Source organism: Dyella sp., assembly GCF_036568765.1.
Lineage (GTDB): Bacteria > Pseudomonadota > Gammaproteobacteria > Xanthomonadales > Rhodanobacteraceae > GSA-30.
Genome location: NZ_DATCRY010000084.1, coordinates 1 through 20,992, shown reverse-complemented (window position 1 = coordinate 20,992; position 20,992 = coordinate 1). Strand labels below are relative to the sequence as shown.

Below are 20,992 nucleotides of genomic sequence, written 5' to 3'. Positions count from 1 at the left end.
CACCGTACGCCAAGGGCGGGGGAGCAAACAGGCACCATGTCATCGACCACTATGTCCGCGAGCGAATCGCACGCATCCAACCTCATCCCGATGATGATCATCGGCCTGCTGTTCTTCGTGATGGGCTTTTTTACCTGGCTCAACGGGCCGCTGATTTCGTTCGTGAAGATCGCTTTTACCCTCGATGACGTCGGCGCGTTCCTGGTGCCGTTCGCGTTCTATGTGTCCTACTTCGTGCTTGCGTTGCCCGCCGGGGCGGTGCTCAAACGCACGGGCATGAAAAAGGGGATGGTGCTGGGCCTTTTCATCATGGCCATCGGCGCGGCGCTGTTCGGCGAGTTCGTGCGCATCCGCATTTATCCGGGTGCGTTGACCGGCTTGTTCGTGATCGGCGCAGGGCTTTCGCTGCTGCAGACGGCATCCAACCCTTACATCAGCATCCTCGGTCCTATCGAAAGCGCCGCGCAGCGCATCGCCCTGATGGGAATTTGCAACAAGATCGCCGGCGCGGCGGCACCGTTCGCGTTCGGCGCCTTGGTGATGGCCGGTATCGATGCCTTCCTTGATCGGGTGACCAAGATGGAGCTGGGCCCGTCGCGCGACGCGTTGCTCAATGAATTCGCCGCACGCGTGTTCTGGCCTTACATGGCCCTGGCCGCACTGCTGGTCGTGGTGGCGATCTGGATCCTGTTTTCCTCGCTGCCGGAAATCAAACCCTCCGGCGCCAACAGCGAACGCTCCATCGGCCATACCAAGGGCAGCATCTTCAGCTTCCCGCACCTGTGGCTGGGCGTGCTCTGCCTGTTCTTGTACGTGGGCGTGGAAGTGATGGCCGGCGATGCCATCGGCACTTATGGCCAAGGGTTCGGCCTGGCACCCGGCGAAACGGCGCATTTCACCTCCTTTACCCTGGTCGGCATGCTGATCGGCTATATCACCGGCCTGATCCTCATCCCCAAGGTGGTCTCGCAGCAAACGTACCTGGCCGTGTCGGCCATCCTCGGCGTGCTCTTCACGCTGGGCGCATACGTCACACACGGGTATACGTCGGTGGCTTTCGTGGCTGCGCTGGGCTTTGCCAACGCCATGATGTGGCCGGCGATCTTCCCGCTGGCGATCAAGGGCCTGGGCCGTTTTACCGAGCTCGGATCGGCGGTGCTGGTGATGGGCATTGTCGGCGGCGCGATATTGCCGCAGCTCTTTGCCCACCTGAAGCAGCACTTCAACTTTCAGCTAGTGTTCGCCGCACTGATGATCCCCTGCTACCTGTACATCCTGTATTACGGCGCGCGCGGCCATCGGGTCGGCCAGCACGCCTCCTGACGTCACGCACCATGGCCGCCGGGCGACACAGCCCGGCTAACGAACCAGCGGAGTTCCACCGTTGCAAAGCCCCACCATCAAGGACGTCGCCAAACGCTCCGGCGTATCGCTTAAGACCGTGTCCCGGGTGATCAACCGGGAGTCCTCGGTGCGGGCCGACACGCGCGAAAAAGTCGAGCGAGCGATCGAAGCCCTGGGCTATCGGCCCAACCCGTCCGCGCGCGGCCTGCGCAGCACGCATGCGTATGCGATCGGCCTGGTCTACGACAATCCGAACGCGCATTACGTGATCAGCATGCAGGAAGGTGTGCTGTCGGCTTGCCGCGAGCGCGGCTTCGGCTTGCAGATCCATCCCTGCGATTCGACCGCACCGAACCTCGCCGAAGAGCTGTGCTCGCTGGTCAAGCGCTCCCGCTTGGCCGGACTGGTGCTCGCGCCGCCGATGTCCGAGCAGGACGCACTGATCGATACCCTGAAAAAAGAAGACATCACCTTCGTGCGCATCATCGCCGCACGCGAGGATCCCAAGGACGGCTCGCCTTGCGTGTTTGTCGACGACCGCGATGCGGCGTATGCGATCACCGAGCACTTGATCCAGCTCGGCCACACGCGCATCGGCTTCCTGTGGGGCGAAGAGCATCATCGCTCCAGCCCGGAGCGCTACCAGGGATATTCGGATGCGCTGAAGGATTACGGCATCGCGCTGAACAAGAAATACATCCTGCCCGGCAGCTATGCGTTCGACGACGGGTTCCGCCGCGCGCGCAAACTGCTGGCGCTGAAGGAACCGCCTACCGCCATCTTCGGCAGCAACGACGAAATCGCCGCCGGCGTGTTGGCCGCGGCACGTTCGGCCGGCCTGGATGTACCGTGGGATCTGTCCATTGCCGGCTTCGAGGACAACCCGTTCTCCAAGCAGGCATGGCCGGCGCTGACTACCGCGCGCCAGTCCACGGCCGATATCGGCCAGCATGCCGCGTTGCGCCTGATGGACGACTTGCAGCGCAAGAGCAGCGGCAACCACGAAGTCGCCAGTAACGAAGGTTTTTCCCCGGAGCTGGTCGTGCGCGGATCCACCGCGCCGCCGCGCGGCTCCGTGCCACGCAAGGGCTGACGTCGAAGACCGGCGGCGCCCGATACTTGTTGAGAATCTCATGAAATCTGCCAGCGACACCTTGATGTACCGCGAAGCGGCCGAGACCGCCGATGTGGTTTCCCGTCAGCTCGAACAGAACGCCACGATCCTGGCGAACCTGGGCAAGCACCTGCGTGCCAAGCCGCCTCGTTTTATCGCCACCTGCGCACGCGGCAGTTCCGATCATGCTGCCGCCTATGCCAAATACGTGTTCGAAACGCGCCTGGGCTTGATGACCGCGTCGGCATCGCCGTCGATTTCCTCGATCTACGACGCCGACCTGAAAATGGACGGCGCGCTGTTCGTCGCTATCTCGCAATCGGGCAAGAGCCCCGACCTGCTACGCAGCGCGCAGGCCGCCAAGAAAGCCGGTGCGTATGTGTTGGCCCTGGTCAACGTGGAGGATTCGCCGCTGGCCGAACTGGCCGACTGCGTCGTGCCGCTGCGTGCCGGGCCCGAGCGCAGCGTAGCGGCGACCAAGAGCTACCTCGCCACACTCGCGGCGATTCTGCAGCTGACCGCACACTGGAGCGACGACGCACAATTGCATGCCGTGATCGCGCGCCTGCCTGACGACTTGCGCCGCGGCTGGGAAGGCGACTGGAGTGCGATGGCGCAAGGCCTGCGCAATACGCAGAACCTGTTCGTGGTCGGTCGCGGCTACGGCTTCGGCGCGGCGCTGGAAGCTGCGCTCAAGCTGAAGGAAACCTGCGGACTGCACGCCGAGGCGTTCAGTGCCGCCGAGGTCAAGCACGGACCGATGGCCCTGGTCGGACAGGGTTTCCCGGTGCTGTTCTTCGGTCAGGACGACGGCACGCTGGACAATACGCTGGCCGTCGCCGACGAATTCCGCAAGCGCGAGGCACGCGTGTGGGTCGCCGCGCCAGGTGCCGGCGGCACCGACGCCCTGCCCTTGCCCCACGACGTCGCGCCGATCGTCACGCCGCTGCTTGCCGTGCAAAGCTTCTATCGCGCGGCCAGCGCGCTGGCTTTGGCGCGCGGTTACGATCCGGATGTACCGCCGCATCTGAACAAGGTGACGGAGACGGTCTGATGGCTACGCAAGAGGTCATTGCCCTGGTCAACAGCCGCGTGCTGGGCGAGCACGGCTCGCGCGAAGGCCAGATCGTGCTGCTGCAGGGCGAACGCATCCTCGCGGTGACCGGCCGCGACGATCCGCGCATCGCGCAGGCACGACAGCACGATCTGCAAGGACATTTGCTGCTTCCGGGCTTTATCGACGTGCAAGTCAATGGAGGCGGCGGCGTGCTGTTCAACGAAACGCCGACGGTGGATGCGTTGCGCGCCATCGCCGCCGCGCATCGCAAGTTCGGCACCACCGGCATGCTGCCGACGCTGATCACCGATACACCCGAAGTGATGCACGCAGCGCTCAAGGCGGTGAACGAAGCCATCGAGCAGGGCGTACCGGGCATTCTCGGCATTCATGTGGAAGGCCCGTTCCTGGCGGCAGCGCGCAAAGGTATTCATAACGCCGACCTGTTTCGACTGCCGGACGCGGACGATCTTCGCGCATTGACCCATGGCAATCGCGGCGTCGTCATGCTGACGCTGGCACCGGAACAAGTCTCGCACGACGTCATCCGCCAATTGAGCGAGGCCGGCGTGGTCGTGGTTGCCGGGCATACCGCCGCCGATTACGCCACCACGCGCGCTGCGCTCGACGCAGGTATCAGCGGTTTCACACATCTGTACAACGCCATGACGCCGCTCGGCAGCCGCGATCCGGGCGTGGTCGGTGCGGCGCTGGACGACCCGCATAGCTGGTGCGGACTGATCGTCGACCTGCATCATGTCCACCCCGCCAGCCTGCGCATTGCCATCGCCGCCAAGGCGCGGGGCAAGAGCGTGCTGGTAACGGATGCCATGCCACCAGTCGGGTCGGCCAATGCAAGTTATGTATTGAATGGGCAGACGATTACCGCGCGTGACGGCATTTGCCAAAGCGACGACGGCGTCCTTGCCGGCTCGGCCTTGGACATGGCCACCGGCGTGCGCAACTTGGTACAGGTGGTCGGGCTGCCGCTGGCAGAGGCTTCACGCATGGCGAGCGCCTATCCGGCGGCATGGATAGGCTGCGAGCGCCAGCAGGGCCAATTGGTGGCCGGGCAGCGCGCAGATTTCGTCGTGATGGACGATGCCTTGATGGTGAAGGAAACCTGGATCGGCGGCGTAAGCGACATCGCCGATCGGTAGTTGGGGCTGCCGCAAGCACTCGTCGCCACCAGCTATGGGACAGCGGCGCCTACATGGAGCGTGGGCTGATCGTCCTGGCACTGCTGCTGCAATGCAGCCTTATCCGCCTTGATCTTGAGTATTTCCGCGTAGAGGCTTGCCAATCCAGCCTTTTGCCCCATGAGTCGGACATGCTCGACCTCGTCATCGCTGGGAACATAACCCGCCCGCATCAACAACGCTGCCGTGTCCAGATGGCGCCGCACGAGCGCCATCATTAAATTGCCCACCTTCGTATTGCGCAGCGCCGGATTGGCACCATAGTCCAGCAGCAGGCACATGGTAGATACACTACCCTCCTTCGCCGCTTCGCCCAGCGCGTACCATTGACCCTCGGCCATGGCATTCGGCGATATGCCCTCGGCAAGTACCATCCGCAGCATGTCCGTCCGACGGATCTGGATAATGGCAATAACTGCGTTGGCGCCTTCTTCGTCCCGAACTTTCTTGTCTTTGAGCTTGAGCAGCACGACGTCGTCGAAGCCACGCATGACTGCATCGATCAACGGTGTCGCTGGGTAAGGCAACTCCTGCGGAGTATCGGACAGCAGCTTTGCCCGCAGTGCCGCCTGATCGGAATACTTGAAGTCAGGCTCCTTGGCCAATGCCATGGTAGCCGGCAACATCGACAATACGAGCACACCCGTTCGATACCATCCCAGATATTTCATCGCCGTCCCCTGTTGTAGTTGGATCGAGCAAGGAAATTAGCCCACGGGCTTCTCGTGGACAACGAGCGGGACTTCGAAAAGTCTCGATACGCGCTTCCGATCGCCTAGGGCGGCTCTTACGCTTTTCAGTGCCGTGAGGCGCGACTTCACAAGCCACGCGGGCTATTGGTACACATGCAGCTTCTGGAATATCCAGGCGTGATACGACGCCATCAACTCGGACTGCTTGCAATCGGCATACGTGCCCGCGCATTTGTCACGCAGCGAGGTCAACGCGGAGAAATACGGATCGGTGGGCAGGCCCGCTGCTTGCAACAGCATGGTCGGCAGGTAGGCAATATCCAAGGCCGGATATTGTGGCAACGCAGGCCCGGCAAAATTGCTCTTGAGCATGAAATAGGTCAGGTAGTTCTGCTCCGGGCGCAGCGTGTCCGGCAACTCACGCTTCATCTCGCGAATCACACCGCTGAACGACGGCTGGTGATCGCCGAAGTGCAGGATCATCGTCGGCTCCGGGCGTCCCAGGAAATCGTGCTCGAGCTGGGTCATGGCCGTGTCCGAATCGTGCAGACGCGCCAGATAGGTGACAAAGTTCAGCGCTTCCTTGTCCGGCAACGTCTTGAGCGGATTCTGGCTGAAGGGCAATGGCAGCGTGGACAGCGGATCGGTGTCGTGCGGTCCGTGCTGGTTGAGCGTCAGCACCATGATGAAGACCGGTTGCCCAGGTTTCTTGACCATGGCATAGGCGCGCTTGACCGCATCGAACATCTGCGCGTCGGTTTCTTCCCATTCGTCCAGCTTCAGATCCTGCGCGTCGAAGAAGCGCTCGAAGCCATAGGCGCGATAGGCGTTACGTCCGTTGAGGAAGTTACCGTTGGTCGGGTACACCGCCACCGTCAGGTAACCCAGCCGCTGCAATTGCAAAGGCAGCGAATCGCGCACATGCGGCGCCAGCACATAAGGTGCGTACATACCGGCTGGCCCGAAAATGTCGTGCGGCATGCCGGTAAGCGCAGCGAATTCGCTCATCCAGGTGCCACCGCCCCAGGTGTGTACACGCATGTATCCGTGCGCACGCGTTTGCGCATCGGGTTGGAACAGGCGCACATGGCATTCGGGCACATTGCAGCCGTCGAAGTTCGCCGGATCGAAAGTACTTTCTTCCAGTACTTCGATGATGTCCGGATACGTCGCCGTCGCCGCCGCACCCGGTGTGCCATTGGCACTCGCAGCCCAAGTCAGCTCGGCCTGCGCTTCGCTGGATTGAGCCGGCAATTGCACGCCAGACTCGCTCAGGGTGACGAAGAAATTGGTCAGCTGCGACTCGGCTTCGTCGGAAAGCTTGTCCCAGATATCGCGGGCGTGCACCACGCCGAACGGACCGGCCGGCAACAGGCAGATCCAGAATGCCAGGACGCTGGCCACGACGCCTGCGGCGCGCGACGGCGCCGGCCGCCGCGTGAAAACACGCCAGTCATAACGCCAAACCAGCCACAGCGCCGGCGGCACCAATAGGCAGATCGCCAAACTGACGCTATACAAGTGCGGGTAATGCCGCACGGTCTCCAGCAGGCTGGAACGCGCGTAGTAAATGAAGTCCGACGCCATCAGTGGCGAATCGAGATAGCGCAACTTCAACACTGACAGCACGCGCAACAGCAGGAAGATCGCACCGCTCAGCACCAGGGCGATGCCTACGCGGCCGAACGCGAACATCAGGGTGCCGAACGCGCAAACCATCAAGGCCAGGATGAATCCACGCTGCGGCCAGCCGGGTTCGCCCATCGCGGCGTAATAGGCGCAAAAGGCAAAGAAAGCCAGGGCGAACAGGCAGGCCGCGCTGCCCTTGGCGGCGCGAAACACGGAAGATTGCATTGGACGTTGTGCCCCTGTTTCTGACTTCTGTCTGTAATCTGGGCGACATGTTAGCCCCCGCCGGGCCTGCCGGCAGGGGCCGGATGGCATGACTCTCGACAGGGTTCAGCCGGCGTTGCGCGTGAAATTTCACGGCAATCTGCTAGCGTGGCCGGCTTGCCCCTTCCGGACCCCTTCGTATCCCCATGTCCCGCCCGTACCGTCCGACTCTCTTTCCTGCCGCTCTTGCCCTGGGTCTGCTGGCCGGCTGCGCATCCTCTCCCTCTGCCCAGAACGGGGGGGCACCGGACGGCAGCCGCGCCGAGGTGGCGATCCTGGAGACCACCGATATCCACTCCAATGTGCTGAGCTTCGATTATTACAAGCTCAAGCCGGATACCGGCGTCGGCTACGAGCGCACCGCTACACTGATCCGCCAGGCGCGACAACAGTTTCCGAACCATTTCCTGTTCGATAGTGGCGACACCATCCAGGGCAGCGTGCTGGCCGATTACCAGGCCCAAGTGCAGAAGATCGGCTGCGGCGAAGAGCTGGGTATTTACCGGGCGATGGACGCGATCGGCTACGACGGCGGTACCGCCGGCAACCACGAATTCAACTATGGCCTGGGCTTTCTCTCGCAGGTCACCGGCACGCCAATGAATGTCGACGGCGGCCATGCCGATCGCTGTGCCGGGCCGCGATTCCCCCTGGTGCTATCCAATGTCTACAGCGTCCGCGACGGTCAGCCGATCTTCAAACCCTGGGCAGTGGTGGAAAAGCACATCCAGGTCGATACGCCCGATGGGCACAAGCGCGACGTGTCGTTGCGGGTCGGCATCATCGGCTTCACGCCGCCGCCGATCATGGAGTGGGACAAGCAGAATCTGGCGGGCAAAGTCACCGTCACGGGTGTCATCGAGGCCGCCAAGAAGTACTTGCCCGAGCTGCAAGCGCAGCACCCCGACCTGATCGTCGCGGTACTGCATGGCGGTCTCAACGCCGACCCCTACACCACGGATATGGAAAACGGCGGCTGGCATCTGGCGGGCGTACCGGGCATCGACGTGCTGTTGCTCGGCCACGCGCATACCGAATTTCCCGGCCCGCACTATCAGGGCTTGCCCGAGGTGGATGCCAAGCGCGGTTTCGTGCGCGGTGTGCCGGCGGTCATGGGCGGGTTCTTCGGCAAGGATCTGGGTGTGATCGATCTGGCGCTGGTACGCCGCGACGGCCGATGGACGATCGACAAAGACAGAACGCATAGCGAAGTGCGGCCCATCTGCCCGGGCAAGAACGAGTGCGTACCGGCCGACCCTGCAATTGCACCGCTGGTGGCCAGGGCACACGAAGCAGCGGTGGCTTACGTCAATACACCGATCGGTTCGACGGCGGTGCGCATGAGCAGCTACTTCGCCGACGAGGGGAACATGACCGCCCTGGCGGCCATCAACGCGGCACAGCGCGAGTATGTTGCCGCCGAGCTTCCGCATCTGCACCCGGAACTGGCGGGTGTGCCGGTACTGTCGGCGGCAGCCGCCTTCCGTACGGGCTTCGGCGGCCCGGATGACTACACCGACGTCATGCCTGGGCCGATCACGCTGCGCAGCGCCGCCGATCTGTATTTCTATCCCAATACCCTCAACGCGGTGAAGGTGAACGGTGCCGGGCTCAAGGCATGGCTGGAGAAATCGGCCGAACGTTTCAATCAGATCGACCCCAATAAGCCGGGCGAACAGGAGTTGATCGGTCGCAGTCTGCCTGGTTACAACTTCGACCAGTTCCAGGGCGGCCTTCAGTACACCATTGACGTTTCCAAGCCCGTGGGACAGCGCATCGCGCACCTGATCTATAAGGGCAAGGCAGTGAAGCCCGACCAGACGTTCGTCATTGCCACCAACAATTATCGCGCCAGCGGCGGCGGCAACTTCCCAGGTCTGGATGGCACCAACATCGTGCTCGCCGCACCCGATGGCGCACGTGAGATCCTGGCCAAGTGGTTAGCGAGCCATCAACATATCGCAGCGAAAGACCTGGAACCGACCTCCTGGCGATTTGCCCCGCTGAAGACACGCGGTCCGGTCGTGTTCAAGGGTGCCACGGACAAGCTGGATGTAGCTCATGCGGTTGGCCTGGATGGCATTCGACTGGTCAAGGACAATGGCGACGGCACCGCGATTTATGCGATCGACCTGGGACGCTGACGGGGCCTCGACGAGGAAGTGAGCGACGGGATGTGAGGAGATAGGGAAAGCTACCAGGCATGCCGGCTTTGCTTCTGCTCACTTCTCGCTCATCTCCACTTGCTCCTTAGGCGATAGGCCTATTCGTGTGCCAGCGCATCGGCCTTCGCGCTATACGACGAATGGATCAGCCCGCTTGCCAAGGCATAGCGGTACAGATCCGCGTCGCTGCCAAGGCCGAGCTTTTTCATCGCGGTCAATTTCTGAGCGCTGATGGTTTTACGGCTACGGCCGACCATCGTGCCGATCTCCACCACGCTCATGCCCGTAGCGAGCAGGCGGATCACTTCCGCCTCGCGTAGACTGAGCCGACCCGTCGGGTCGCTCTCGGCCGGTCGCCGCTCGACATCGATCATCCGCCGGATTTCCGGCGAAAAATAACGCTGCCGAATATAGACAGCGCGAATAGCTCTTCGCAGATGCTCCGGGTCGTCCCATTTACTGATGACGCTGTTTACCCCTGCCGCCATGATGAGCTGCAGCATCTCCCGATTCTCCAGTCCGGTCAGCACGACGATACGCAACGCTGGAAATCGGCGCCGCAAACGTGAGAACAAGACCAGACCATCGGCGTCGAGCTCGCGCGGCGGCGTATAATCGACTACCACGACATCGCAAGCATGCGTCCGCAGAAAGTCGATCACGCTTGCAGCATGCGGGCACGTACCGATCACCAGCGCATCGCGCATATCGGATATCAAGTACTCCACACCCGCGAGTACCGCGGGATGATCGTCGGCGATGACCACGCGGATTCGCAAGGGATTGGAACTCAGGTAGTTCTGCATCGTCATACGCAATGGCCACGTGCTATCTTGCGCGGCGCAATGCTCAGGCATGGCCTATCCATGTCGATACATCGATGCTGATCGCAATGAACTGAACGAGACGGCTGTTGAGTCACGCTGCGTTGGTGCCAGACGGATATACTACGTTCCAGAACGATCAAGCCTTACCCTCCGGGATAGCATGGAAAGCCACTCTCTTCGCGTTGCGATCGCCGAAGATCACCCGGTGATACGCCTGGGCATCGAGGCCGAGATCGACAAGACAACCGGTATACAGTCGGTCGGTATCGCCGGAAACGCCGATGAGTTGATTGCGCTGCTCCATCTTCAGCCCGTCGACGTCGTCGTCACCGATTACGCCATGCCGGGTGGCATGCACCGCGACGGTGTGGCGCTGCTTGACCATCTTGCCGAGCATTTTCCCGGCGTCGCCGTTGTGGTGATGACGGCGATGACTTCGCCGGTGCTGATTCGCAATCTGCAAGTCCACGGCGTGAACAGCGTGGTCAGCAAAGACGACGCTCTGGCACATCTCCCTCCTGCGATCCATGCGGCTGTCGCACGACGTCGCTATCGCTCGCCTCGTATCGCCGCCGCGATAGCGCATTTCACCCACGACGACATGTTCGGAAAACTCTCGCTGCGCGAGAAAGAGGTGCTTTCGTTGTTTGTCGCAGGCTGCGGTATCGGTGAAATCGCCGATAAGCTCAAGCGCAGCAAACAGACTGTCAGTACCCAAAAGATCAACGCCATGAACAAGCTTGGAATCGACCGCGACCTGGATTTGTTCGTCTATGCGGCTGAAGCCGGCCTGCTTCGCCAGCGCGCGCCTGACTGATTGAATCCAATTTTTTTGCATGGATTGCTCTATTTTTTGTATCCGCTTATGTCGGTTGTCCCGCTTATGGTCTCGATAACCATGATGCGAAACGCCATCCTAGAAAGGTTGGAGACCGACAAACATCGGATGCGTCCTAGCGCGGCTGAATTCAGCGACGCCGACTGAACTATTCATAAAAAAAACCCCGCGGCTTCTGCCGCGGGGCCCGGATACGATGAACGGTCGGTTCTTAGCGACGTGTTTTACGGCGAGTCGCCTTCTTGGCCGCACGCGCCTTCTTCGCTGGCGCCTTGGCCTTGACCGCACCGGCAATCAGGAACTGATCGATGCTGGTGCCGCGACGCTTGAGCGCCTGCGACAGCCACAGCGGCTGACGACCGCGACCGGACCAGGTTTCGGCAGGGTTTTCCGGGTTGCGATATTTGGGTGCCACGATAGCGCGCTTGCCAGCGCCCTTGGCGGCACGACCGCCACCGCGCGTCGGGTAGATATCCGCCAAAGTCAGGCCGGCGTTGGCGAGCAAGGCATCGATCTTCTTCCGGACATCCTGAATATGGCTCGCGCGTGCTTCGTGCATTTGCGTTTCGGCGTTAGCAATAAGGGCCTGGAGTTGTGCGGGAGAAAGGGACTTCAGGTCGATGGCCATAGAATATTCCTAGTCTGTTTTTCGGGATTGAAAGGGACGAGATTGCCAAAGGGCGATATTTAATGCCAGGACGGCATAGTCATACCGCATACTTTTCAGCATTTTTTTAAAGCATATTGTCCCTGTTGTGGCTTCGGTTGCAAATGTACCTGTTGACGGAGGCACCTCCGCATGCGTACTGTCTCAGTCATGATGCCGTTAAGCCTGCCATTCAGCATGCGCACAACCCTGGTTACCGCCGGGTCCGGCATCGTTTCCGCCACAACGACCACGACCACTACCGGAACTCGGTCTGGGCGGATGTCCGTGCGCGCGTAGCATCTAACCGCAACGGTCCCGCCCTCAGTCGAGGCGGGCCGGTTGCCACCGTACCGCCGAACTCCGAGACGGGGCCTCTTATCTCAAGGAGGTCGTCGTGAATGTGTGTATTTCGCCAGCTGCCAAAGAACCTTTGTCGCCACCACATGCCATCGCGCTGCCGGCGACTACCGCCCGTCGCCGCACCCTGGCTGTGGGCTTGATTGGCCCCGGCCGCGTCGGCAGCGCACTGCTGGACCAGATTCGCACCGCCCAGCCTCGCCTCACCGGCGCCGGACTGGACCTGCAACTGCGCGGCATAGTGTCGCGCCAGCGCATGTGGCTCGATAGCGACGACCCCGAACTCAACGCACGCCGCGATTGCGCGCAAACTTGGCGCCCGGCTGATCTTTCCGTCTTCGCCGACTATGTCAGGGGCGACGACGGCCGCCACGCCATGCTGATCGATTGCAGTGCCAGCGAACTCGTCGCCGACCATTATGCCGAATGGCTGGCAGCCGGCTTGCACGTGGTCACTCCCAATAAACTAGCCAGCAGCGGATCGCTGGATCGCTGGACATCCATCCGCAACGCCAGCTTGTCCGGCGCGCGATTCCGCTACGAAGCCACAGTCTGTGCTGGACTGCCGGTCGTGCAAACCTTGCGCGATCTGCTCGACACCGGCGACCGACTGCTGGCGATCGACGGCATGTTTTCCGGCACATTGGCCTGGCTGTGCAATCGCTATGACGGCAGCCGGCCCTTCTGTGAATTCTTGCGTGAAGCTTGCGAGTTGGGTTATACCGAGCCCGATCCGCGCGACGATCTGTCCGGTCGCGACGTTGCGCGCAAGCTGGTGATCCTGGCGCGTGAAGCGGGCTGGCATTTGTCGCTGGACGATGTCGACGTACAAAGCCTGGTGCCGCCAGCGCTAGCCGACGTATCGCTAGAAGATTTCATGCAGCACATGCATGCGCTGAACCCGCCCATGGCCGCACGACTGGCCGAAGCGCGCGCGCGCGGCGCCGTGCTGCGGCATGTCGCCAGCTTGAACGCCGAAACCGGCAAAGCGAGCGTCTCACTCGGTTTGCTGCCGGCCTCGCATCCGTTTGCGCACTCGCGCCTGACCGACAATGTCGTGCAGTTCACCACGCGGCGCTACCACGATAATCCAATGATCGTGCAGGGGCCGGGCGCCGGTCCCGAGGTGACCGCCGCCGGCATATTCGCTGATGTTCTGCGCATCGCCGACGCGCTATCGCAAGAGTTCAGGCCATGAATGCACAATGTGAGCTCTTTTCGTCGCGTACCCTACCCGCCATGCAGCAAGCCCAAGCCATCGCCTATGCCAGTGTCGGCAATATCGGCGTCGGTTTCGACATCCTCGGCCACAGCATTGCCGGTGCCGGCGATCGGGCCGTGGTCCGCCGTATTGCCGAGCCGGAAGTGCGTATTGCTGCGATCCATGGAGCGCGCGATCCACTGCCGACCGAAGCGCGGCTCAATACGGCCGGAATGGCCTTGATGGCGTTGCGCAAGGCGCTCGGACTGGCATACGGGTTTGAACTCGAACTGCACAAAGGCATTGCGCTTGGCTCGGGCATGGGCGGTTCGGCTTCGTCGTGTGTCGCGGCCCTGGTCGCGGCCAACGCCTTGCTCGATCGTCCGCTGCCCCGCGAAGCCTTGTACGGGTTTGCGCTGGAAGGCGAGGCGGTGGCCAGTGGGGGCCGCCATGGCGACAATATCGGCGGCATGCTGCTCGGCGGCCTCGTATTGGCCACCCGCGACCGGCTGGTGCGCATCCCCGTGCCTTCCGAATGGTATTGCGCCTTGGTGCACCCGCACGCCGTGCTGGAAACACGCAAGGCACGCGCCGCCCTCGCCGGTGACTACGCATTGAGCGAGTTCGTCGCGCAGAGCGGCAACCTCGCATTGGTACTGGCCGGCTGCTACCGCGGAGAAGCAACGCTTGTACGGGAAGGGCTCAAGGATGTACTGATCGAACCGCGTCGCGCGCCGCTGGTGCCGCAATTCGCGCAAGTGAAGCAGGCAGCACTGGATCATCACGCGATGGGTGCAAGCATCTCCGGGGCCGGTCCCAGCATGTTCGGATGGTATGAGAACCGCCGGGATGCTCAGGCCGCGGCCAACGCCATGGTGGCCGCATTCGCCGGAGGGGGGCTGCAAAGCGACGCCCTGGTGTCGCCGATCGATGGGCCGGCGGCGGAATTGCTCGGATAGCGAGGACGCATGAGCGAACGACTGCTCTTTCATAGCACCCGCGGCGCCGCATCGGCCACCCTGGAACAGGCGATCGCCGCCGGCCTGGCGCCGGACGGGGGGCTGTATGTTCCCGAGGCGCTGCCGCGGCTCACGATCGAGGCCTTCGATGGTGCCGAGACATTGCCGGAGATCGCCAGCGTACTGCTGGCACCGTTCTTTGCCGGCAGCAGCCTGGCCGGCGCTCTGCCGGAGATCTGCGCCGAGGCGCTGAACTTCCCGACGCCGCTGTCGCGGCTATCGCAACGGCGTCAGGCCTACCTGTTGGAACTGTTCCACGGCCCGACCGCCGCGTTCAAGGACATCGGCGCACGTTTCCTGGCCGCATGCCTTACCCGTTTGCGGCGTGGCGCGACGCAGGCGCTGACCATTCTGGTCGCCACTTCGGGCGATACCGGTGCGGCAGTAGCCGCTGCGCTGCATCGGCAGCCGGGCGTTCACGTGGTGATCCTGTATCCGGACGGTCGCGTGTCGCCACGGCAGGCGCACCAGCTCGGCTGCTTTGGCGATAACGTGCAGGCGCTGCGCGTCGACGGCAGCTTTGACGACTGTCAGCGTATGGTCAAGGCCATGCTCAATGACAGCGAGCTGCAGGCGCAATTGCCTTTGTCCTCCGCCAACAGCATCAGCCTGGGCAGATTGCTGCCGCAGATGAGCTACTACGCCCAGGCGGCCCTGACGATCTGGCGCGAACACGGCACCGAGGCCGGCTTCATCGTGCCGACGGGCAATCTGGGCAATGCGCTGGCCTGCGTCTGGGCGCGCGAGATGGGGCTGCCCATCGGCTATATTCATCTGGCCTGCAATGCCAACGCGACATTGCCCGACTACTTCGGCGGGGCCGACTACACACCGCAACCGACCGTCGCGACGCTCGCCAACGCGATGGATGTCGGCGCTCCGAGCAATTTCGAACGGTTACGCTGGACTTTTCCGCACGATAATGAGTTGCGCAGCGAACTTTCCGCATCCAGCACCAACGACGCCGAGATCCGCCAGACACTGGTGCGTCATGCCAAAGACGAAGGCGAAATCGTCTGCCCGCATACGGCTACCGCGTTGCGGGTGCTCGATGAACTGGCCGACGATGGCACACCACGGGTGATTGCCGCTACTGCGCATCCTGCCAAATTCGAAACCGTGCTCGAACCGTTGGGGATATCGCCCGAAGTACCGGGATCGCTGGCAGCGATGCTTTATCGATCGGCGAGTGCGGAAGCGCTGGCAGCCAATGAAGACGCGCTCCGGGAATGGCTGCTCGCGCAAGTCGAGAAGGCCTGAGTTGAGAAGTAAGTGAATAAGAGTAGGGAGCGAGGCCTCCTCTATCTCCTCACCTCTTTTCACTCACTCCTGCTGCGAATTGACACGGGCAAACGCTTGCCCCCTATCCCTTACGCCTCCAACATCGCCAAGACCTGCTCCGTGCTCCGCACCCTGCCCAGGCGCGGGAAAATCCTCTCCACCGCAAATTTATGCATTTCGCCGTCGGAAGAGCTCATCGCATCCTCGACCAGTACCTGGCTGAAGCCCAGTTCATAGGCGAAGCGCGCGGTCGATTCCACGCCGATATTGGTGGAGATACCGCCCAGGACCAGGGTCTGGACGCCACGCCGACGTAGCTGTAACTCAAGCTCGGTCCCGTAGAATGCACCCCATTGCCGTTTGACGATGTGGATGTCGCTATCGGCGGCGGCCAGCTCCGGGGCGTAATCCCACCAGTTATCTGGCAGCTTGCCGAGGCTATGCTGAGCATCGACGGGCGGCTTGAGCGCATCGGCAAAATCCGGTGCGAAACCGACGCGAACCAGCGCGACGGGCGCATGAAGCTGACGAAACCGGGCGGCAAGGCGACCGGCGCGCTCGTACACTTCAGCGGCGGGGCGTGGACCGCTGGCGAACGGCGCGATGCCCAATTGCAGGTCGATCAGCACCAGTGCCGTGCTGCGGGGGTCGAGCTTATCCATCAAGATACTCCGGATGCGGCAAAAGAAAGGTGAGGGTATCCTCACTTAGGAGTTTATGAGGATGTCCTCGCAAAAGACAAGTCAGCCGGCCCGCGCCCCCCAGCGCAAGCGAGGTCATGAGCGCGTCGCTTCCCTGCTTGCGGCCGCGGCCGATTGCTTCGTCGAGAAGGGCTATGACGCGGCAACCATGACCGAGATTGCGGCACGGGCTGGCGCGTCCATCGGCTCGCTGTACCAGTTCTTCCCCACCAAGGAATCGATCGCGCAGGCCCTGATGAGCGGCCATGCCGATGCCCTGTACGACCGCATCGGCCAGTTGGCCGAGCGCGCAGGCCGATGGGACGACGCCGAGCTGGCCGGGCAATTGGTGCGCCTGTTCGTCGACTTTCGCCGTCAGCACCCGTCCTTCGTCGTACTCACCGAAGTCGCCGCTTCGACACCGCAAGACGAGGTGCTGACAATACGCATGCGTATCCGCGCCGATCTCGCCGCCTTGCTGGCCGACCGCTTCCCGCAACTTTCCGCGACACAGGCACGGGCAGCAGCCACGGTCGTGCAATACATGATGAAAGCCGCCGTCGCCCTGCATGCGGAAGCGGCCTCCGCCGCGCGCTCGGCAGCTCATGCGCAACTGCGGCAAGCACTGCAGCTGTACCTACAGGACCTTGCGACATCCGCCGCTTGAGCCTTCGGACATCTGGACGTCTAAACGCCTGATGCGTGACGAAGTTCGCGCGAGATAGATAGATTACAAAAGAAACTGTTGACACGGCTTATCGGGCGCCAGTACGGTCACCGTTATGCCGCAACGCAACAGCCACCTCAGCAGTACCGAAAGGATCCGTCGGATGACGGCCTGCGGCCTGCTGCAGGTCCGCGGCCAGCTCCTTCTTGCCCTCGTACTCGTACTCCTTATTACTAACGGAGGTGCGGGCTGAGGGCGTGTGACCAGGTAAAAGCTAGATAACCTGAAACCACCCAAAGAACCCCGCACCGGCAACGGAGCGGGGTTTTTTGTTGCCCTTGGCGAAGCATCCAAAGCGGAGCCAACATGACCCCCGATCAAACCACCCCACCGTCGAACGATCGCGTACGCATCTTCGACACCACCCTGCGGGACGGCGAGCAGGCACCCGGATTCTCGATGGACCGGCGCGCCAAGTTGCGTCTGGCGCACGCGCTCGAAGCACTCGGCGTAGACATCCTCGAGGCCGGGTTTCCGCAGGCATCGCCGGACGATTTCGCCGCCGTCGCGGAAATCGCCGGCGCCTTGCGTAATACGACTGTCTGCGGCCTGGCACGCTGCCAGGTCGGCGATATCGAGACCACCGCTCGCGCGATCGAGAAAGCGCAGCATTCGCGCATCCATGTATTCCTCTCCACCAGCCCGCTGCATCGCGAACACAAATTGGGCATGAGCAAACAGCAGGTGCTCGATACCGCGGTGAAATCGATCGAGCTGGCACGTGGCCTTTGCCACGAAGTGGAGTTCTCCGCCGAAGACGCGCTGCGCACCGAGCCGGAATTTCTTGCCCAAGTGTTCAGTGCCGCCGTCGCTGCCGGTGCCACCACACTCAACGCGCCCGATACGGTCGGCTACACCACACCGGGCGAAATGCATGAGCTCTTCAGCTACCTGCGCCGCCACGTGGCCGGTGCAGACAAGGTGATTTTCTCCTCCCATTGCCATAACGACCTCGGGATGGCGGTAGCCAACAGCCTGGCCGCGGTGAGCGCCGGCGCACGCCAGGTCGAATGCACGATCAACGGAATCGGCGAGCGTGCGGGCAACGCCGCGATGGAAGAAATCGTGATGGCATTGAAGGTGCGCGCGGCGCATTTCGGTGTCGATACACGCATCGATACACGCAAGCTCTATCCCACCTCGCGCCTGCTCAGCCAGCTCACCGGCCAGCATGTGCCGCGCAACAAGGCGATCGTCGGCGAGAACGCCTTCGCGCACGAGTCGGGTATTCACCAGCATGGCATGCTCAAGCATCGCGGCACATACGAAATCATGCGCCCGCAAGATGTCGGCATCGCCGAAACGAAGCTGGTGCTTGGCAAGCATTCCGGCCGGCACGCGCTGCGCTCGCGCCTGCAGACGCTCGGCTACACACCGGACGACGCCGAGATGGAAACCATTTTCGCGCGCTTCAAGACGCTGGCCGACAAGAAGCGCGAAGTCGGCGACGACGACCTGGAAGCCATCGCGCTGGGCCACGACCCGGACGCTACAGGGCCATGGCGCCTGGTGCAGCTCAACAGCAACTCGCACCTGGGCAGCAGTTCGTCGGCTACCGTCAAGCTCAAGCATGAGAACGGCGTCGAAGTCGGCGAAGCAGCCATCGGCGACGGTCCGGTCGATGCCGTACTGCGCGCCATCGAACGCGCCACCGGTGTCCCTCTGGAGCTGACGCAGTTCCAGGTGCGCGGCGTGGGCGAAGGCGGCGATGCACAAGGCCATGCACAGCTCACCGCCCGACACGGCGAGCGCGAATGGCGCGGTCAGGATGTCAGCACGGACATCGTCGAAGCCACCGCACTGGCCGCCCTGAGCATCGTCAATCGCATTGAACGCCAGGCTCCGGCAAGCGGAGCCCCCACGAGATCACAAGGAAGATCACAAGGAGCGATCGCATGAGCACGCCATTTCTCTGGCACAACGGACAGATCCGATCCTGGACCGAAGCCACCGTGCACGTCAGCACGCATGCACTGCATTACGGCTCATCGGTGTTCGAAGGCGAGCGCGTTTACGCCACGCCCGACGGTCCGGCTTACTTCCGCCTGCAGGATCACACGCGTCGTCTGTTCGAATCGGCGAAGGTTTACGACATCGAGATCGGCTATACGCCGGACGAGATCAATCAGGCCTGCCTGGAATTGATCCGCGCCAACCGGATGAAGTCGGCCTATGTGCGGCCTATCGCATTCCGCGGAGCCGGTGGCCTGGGTGTGCTGCCCAAAACGGGGGCACCGGTCGATGTGGCGATCATGGCGCTCGATTGGGGCGCTTACCTCGGCGAAGCGGCCGAGCGAGGCGCCGATGTCTGTATCTCCTCCTGGCAGCGCCCTTCGCCCAACACCGTGCCGAGCTGGGCCAAGGCCGGCGGCAACTATCTCAATAGTCAGCTGATCTGCCTGGAAGCGCGGCGCGGCGGCTACGACGAAGGCATCGCACTGGGGGCCAATGGCCTGCTCAGTGAAGGCGCTGGCGAAAACGTATTCGTGGTCAGGCGCGGCCGCATTTATACGCCACCGGCCAGCGCCGGCATTCTCGCCGGCATTACGCGCGATTCGGTCACCGAACTGGCCGCGGATCTGGGTTACAGCGTCGAGGAGCGCGAGCTGCCGCGCGAGGCGTTGTATACCGCCGACGAAATCTTCCTCACCGGTACTGCCGCCGAAATCACGCCGGTGCGTTCGGTCGACCGCAAGCCGGTCGGCGAAGGCAAACCCGGCCCGATCACCTTGAGCCTGCGCGAGCGCTTCTTCGGCCTGTTCGATGGCCGCACGCCCGACACGCGCGGCTGGCTGACTCCCGTCCACACCAACGCCACCCTGGAAGCCGCATGAGCCCGCGCAATCTTTTCCAGAAACTATGGGACGCCCACGTCGTCGCGCCCGAAACCGCCGATACGCCGGCGATCCTCTATATCGACCTGCACCTGGTGCACGAAGTCACCTCGCCGCAAGCTTTCAGCGAACTGCGCGAGCGCAGCCTGTCGTTGCGCCGTCCCGACCGCATGCTCGCCACGCTGGATCACTCCACGCCGACGCTGGCGGCCGGCGCCGACGGCGAGCGCCCTTACGCCAATGCCGAAGCCAAGGCGCAGGTTGCGCAGCTGGAAGCCAACTGCCGTGAGTTCGGCGTGGAGCTGCACGGCTGGGACAGCGACGATCGCGGCATCGTCCACGTGATCGGCCCGGAACTCGGCGCCACGCAGCCGGGCATGACCATCGTCTGCGGCGACAGCCACACCTCCACCCATGGTGCGTTCGGTGCGCTGGCGTTCGGCATCGGCACCACCGAAGTCGGTCATGTGATGGCGACGCAATGCCTGTTGCAGCGCAAGCCCAAGACGCTGGCGATCCATGTCGACGGCCAGCTGCCTCATGGCACGGGTGCAAAGGACCTGATCCTGCACATCATCGGCCAGATCGGTGTCGATGGCGGCACCGGCCATGTCATCGAGTACCGCGGCAGCGCCATCGAGGCCTTGTCGATGGACGAGCGCATGACGGTGTGCAACATGTCGATCGAGGCGGGCGCACGTGCCGGCCTGATCGCTCCGGACGACACCACCTTCGCCTGGCTCAAGGGCCGTCCGCGCGCGCCGCAGGGCGAGGCCTGGGACCGCGCTGTCGCCTACTGGCGCACGTTGCGCAGCGACGACAACGCCAGCTACGACCGCGAAGTGCATATCGACGCGAGCAAGCTGCGCCCCACCGTCACCTACGGCACGCACCCGGGCATGGCCATCGCGCTGGATGCGCCGGTCCCCGCGGCACGCAATGCACAGGAAAAGCGCGCACTCGACTATATGCAGGGCAAGCCCGGCCAGCCGATGCGCGGCACGCCCGTGGACGTGGTCTTCGTCGGCAGCTGCACCAATTCGCGCCTGTCGGATCTGCGCGAAGCGGCCGAAGTGCTGCGTGGGCGACGCGTCGCCGAGGGCGTGCGCATGCTG

General features: G+C 62.8%; 18 protein-coding genes. 13 read left to right on the top strand and 5 right to left on the bottom strand.

The features are described from left to right. Positions 1-36 precede the first annotated feature (36 nt). The 4 genes from VIM98_RS06520 (at position 37) to nagA (ending at position 4,675) form a co-directional block, all read left to right on the top strand. Positions 37-1,323: a sugar MFS transporter gene (locus tag VIM98_RS06520; RefSeq protein ID WP_331992291.1), complete on the top strand. Its 1,287-nt coding sequence runs from the start codon at positions 37-39 to the stop codon at positions 1,321-1,323. Positions 1,324-1,384: 61 nt separating this feature from the next. Then, positions 1,385-2,437, top strand: coding sequence for a LacI family DNA-binding transcriptional regulator (locus VIM98_RS06515; RefSeq protein WP_331992290.1), 1,053 nt, complete (start codon positions 1,385-1,387; stop codon positions 2,435-2,437). 40 nt (positions 2,438-2,477) lie between these two features. Beyond that, complete coding sequence (locus VIM98_RS06510) at positions 2,478-3,512, top strand: SIS domain-containing protein (RefSeq protein ID WP_331992289.1); 1,035 nt, start codon at positions 2,478-2,480, stop codon at positions 3,510-3,512. Next, on the top strand, positions 3,512-4,675 hold the full coding sequence (nagA, locus tag VIM98_RS06505) for an N-acetylglucosamine-6-phosphate deacetylase (RefSeq protein WP_331992288.1): 1,164 nt from the start codon (positions 3,512-3,514) through the stop codon (positions 4,673-4,675). Before VIM98_RS06510 ends, nagA begins: the two co-directional genes overlap by 1 nt. A 32-nt stretch (positions 4,676-4,707) precedes the next feature. Here the strand turns inward: nagA and VIM98_RS06500 are convergent, their stop codons facing one another. After that, positions 4,708-5,385 carry an ankyrin repeat domain-containing protein gene (locus VIM98_RS06500; RefSeq protein ID WP_331992287.1) on the bottom strand — a complete coding sequence of 226 codons (678 nt, stop codon included), beginning with the start codon at positions 5,383-5,385 and terminating at the stop codon, positions 4,708-4,710. Between the two features lie 162 nt (positions 5,386-5,547). Further along, complete coding sequence (locus tag VIM98_RS06495; RefSeq protein WP_331992286.1) at positions 5,548-7,260, bottom strand: LTA synthase family protein; 1,713 nt, start codon at positions 7,258-7,260, stop codon at positions 5,548-5,550. A gap of 185 nt (positions 7,261-7,445) precedes the next feature. Between VIM98_RS06495 and VIM98_RS06490 the strand changes: the two genes are divergently transcribed. Beyond that, entirely contained in the window at positions 7,446-9,443 is a 1,998-nt protein-coding gene (locus VIM98_RS06490; RefSeq protein ID WP_331992285.1) for a bifunctional 2',3'-cyclic-nucleotide 2'-phosphodiesterase/3'-nucleotidase, read from the top strand. Between the two features lie 119 nt (positions 9,444-9,562). On the opposite strand, the gene VIM98_RS06485 is transcribed toward VIM98_RS06490, so the two are convergent. After that, positions 9,563-10,321: a response regulator transcription factor gene (locus VIM98_RS06485; RefSeq protein ID WP_331992284.1), complete on the bottom strand. Its 759-nt coding sequence runs from the start codon at positions 10,319-10,321 to the stop codon at positions 9,563-9,565. Between VIM98_RS06485 and VIM98_RS06480 the strand changes: the two genes are divergently transcribed. Further along, positions 10,320-11,108: a response regulator transcription factor gene (locus VIM98_RS06480; RefSeq protein WP_331992283.1), complete on the top strand. Its 789-nt coding sequence runs from the start codon at positions 10,320-10,322 to the stop codon at positions 11,106-11,108. The genes VIM98_RS06485 and VIM98_RS06480 overlap by 2 nt on opposite strands. A gap of 232 nt (positions 11,109-11,340) precedes the next feature. Here the strand turns inward: VIM98_RS06480 and VIM98_RS06475 are convergent, their stop codons facing one another. Further along, the gene (locus VIM98_RS06475; RefSeq protein ID WP_331992282.1) at positions 11,341-11,757 is read right to left on the bottom strand and encodes an H-NS histone family protein; all 417 of its coding nucleotides are present in this window, start codon (positions 11,755-11,757) and stop codon (positions 11,341-11,343) included. A 415-nt stretch (positions 11,758-12,172) separates the two neighbouring features. Here VIM98_RS06475 and VIM98_RS06470 point away from each other — a divergent pair, with 415 nt between their 5' ends. From VIM98_RS06470 to thrC, 3 genes are read left to right on the top strand one after another with little or no spacing between them, the layout of a single operon-like run. After that, positions 12,173-13,333 (top strand): homoserine dehydrogenase, encoded by a 1,161-nt coding sequence (locus tag VIM98_RS06470; protein ID WP_414650197.1) that lies wholly within the window; start codon positions 12,173-12,175, stop codon positions 13,331-13,333. After that, complete coding sequence (locus tag VIM98_RS06465) at positions 13,330-14,295, top strand: homoserine kinase (RefSeq protein WP_331992281.1); 966 nt, start codon at positions 13,330-13,332, stop codon at positions 14,293-14,295. Before VIM98_RS06470 ends, VIM98_RS06465 begins: the two co-directional genes overlap by 4 nt. A 9-nt stretch (positions 14,296-14,304) precedes the next feature. After that, positions 14,305-15,615 carry a threonine synthase gene (gene thrC, locus VIM98_RS06460; protein WP_331992280.1) on the top strand — a complete coding sequence of 437 codons (1,311 nt, stop codon included), beginning with the start codon at positions 14,305-14,307 and terminating at the stop codon, positions 15,613-15,615. A 110-nt stretch (positions 15,616-15,725) separates the two neighbouring features. Here thrC and VIM98_RS06455 read toward each other — a convergent pair whose 3' ends face one another. After that, a complete protein-coding gene (locus VIM98_RS06455) occupies positions 15,726-16,298 on the bottom strand; it encodes a hydrolase (protein WP_331992279.1) in 573 nt (190 codons plus the stop codon). A gap of 61 nt (positions 16,299-16,359) precedes the next feature. Here VIM98_RS06455 and VIM98_RS06450 point away from each other — a divergent pair, with 61 nt between their 5' ends. The 4 genes from VIM98_RS06450 to VIM98_RS06435 all read left to right on the top strand — a co-directional run. Next, complete coding sequence (locus VIM98_RS06450) at positions 16,360-16,983, top strand: TetR/AcrR family transcriptional regulator (RefSeq protein ID WP_331992278.1); 624 nt, start codon at positions 16,360-16,362, stop codon at positions 16,981-16,983. Positions 16,984-17,349: 366 nt separating this feature from the next. Further along, positions 17,350-18,942 (top strand): 2-isopropylmalate synthase, encoded by a 1,593-nt coding sequence (locus VIM98_RS06445; protein ID WP_331992277.1) that lies wholly within the window; start codon positions 17,350-17,352, stop codon positions 18,940-18,942. Continuing rightward, a complete protein-coding gene (locus VIM98_RS06440; RefSeq protein ID WP_331992276.1) occupies positions 18,939-19,877 on the top strand; it encodes a branched-chain amino acid transaminase in 939 nt (312 codons plus the stop codon). The genes VIM98_RS06445 and VIM98_RS06440 overlap by 4 nt, the downstream gene beginning before the upstream one ends. Continuing rightward, positions 19,874-20,992, top strand: a 1,119-nt coding sequence (locus tag VIM98_RS06435; protein WP_331992275.1) for a 3-isopropylmalate dehydratase large subunit, incomplete at its 3' end; no start/stop codon positions are given. The genes VIM98_RS06440 and VIM98_RS06435, both read left to right, overlap by 4 nt.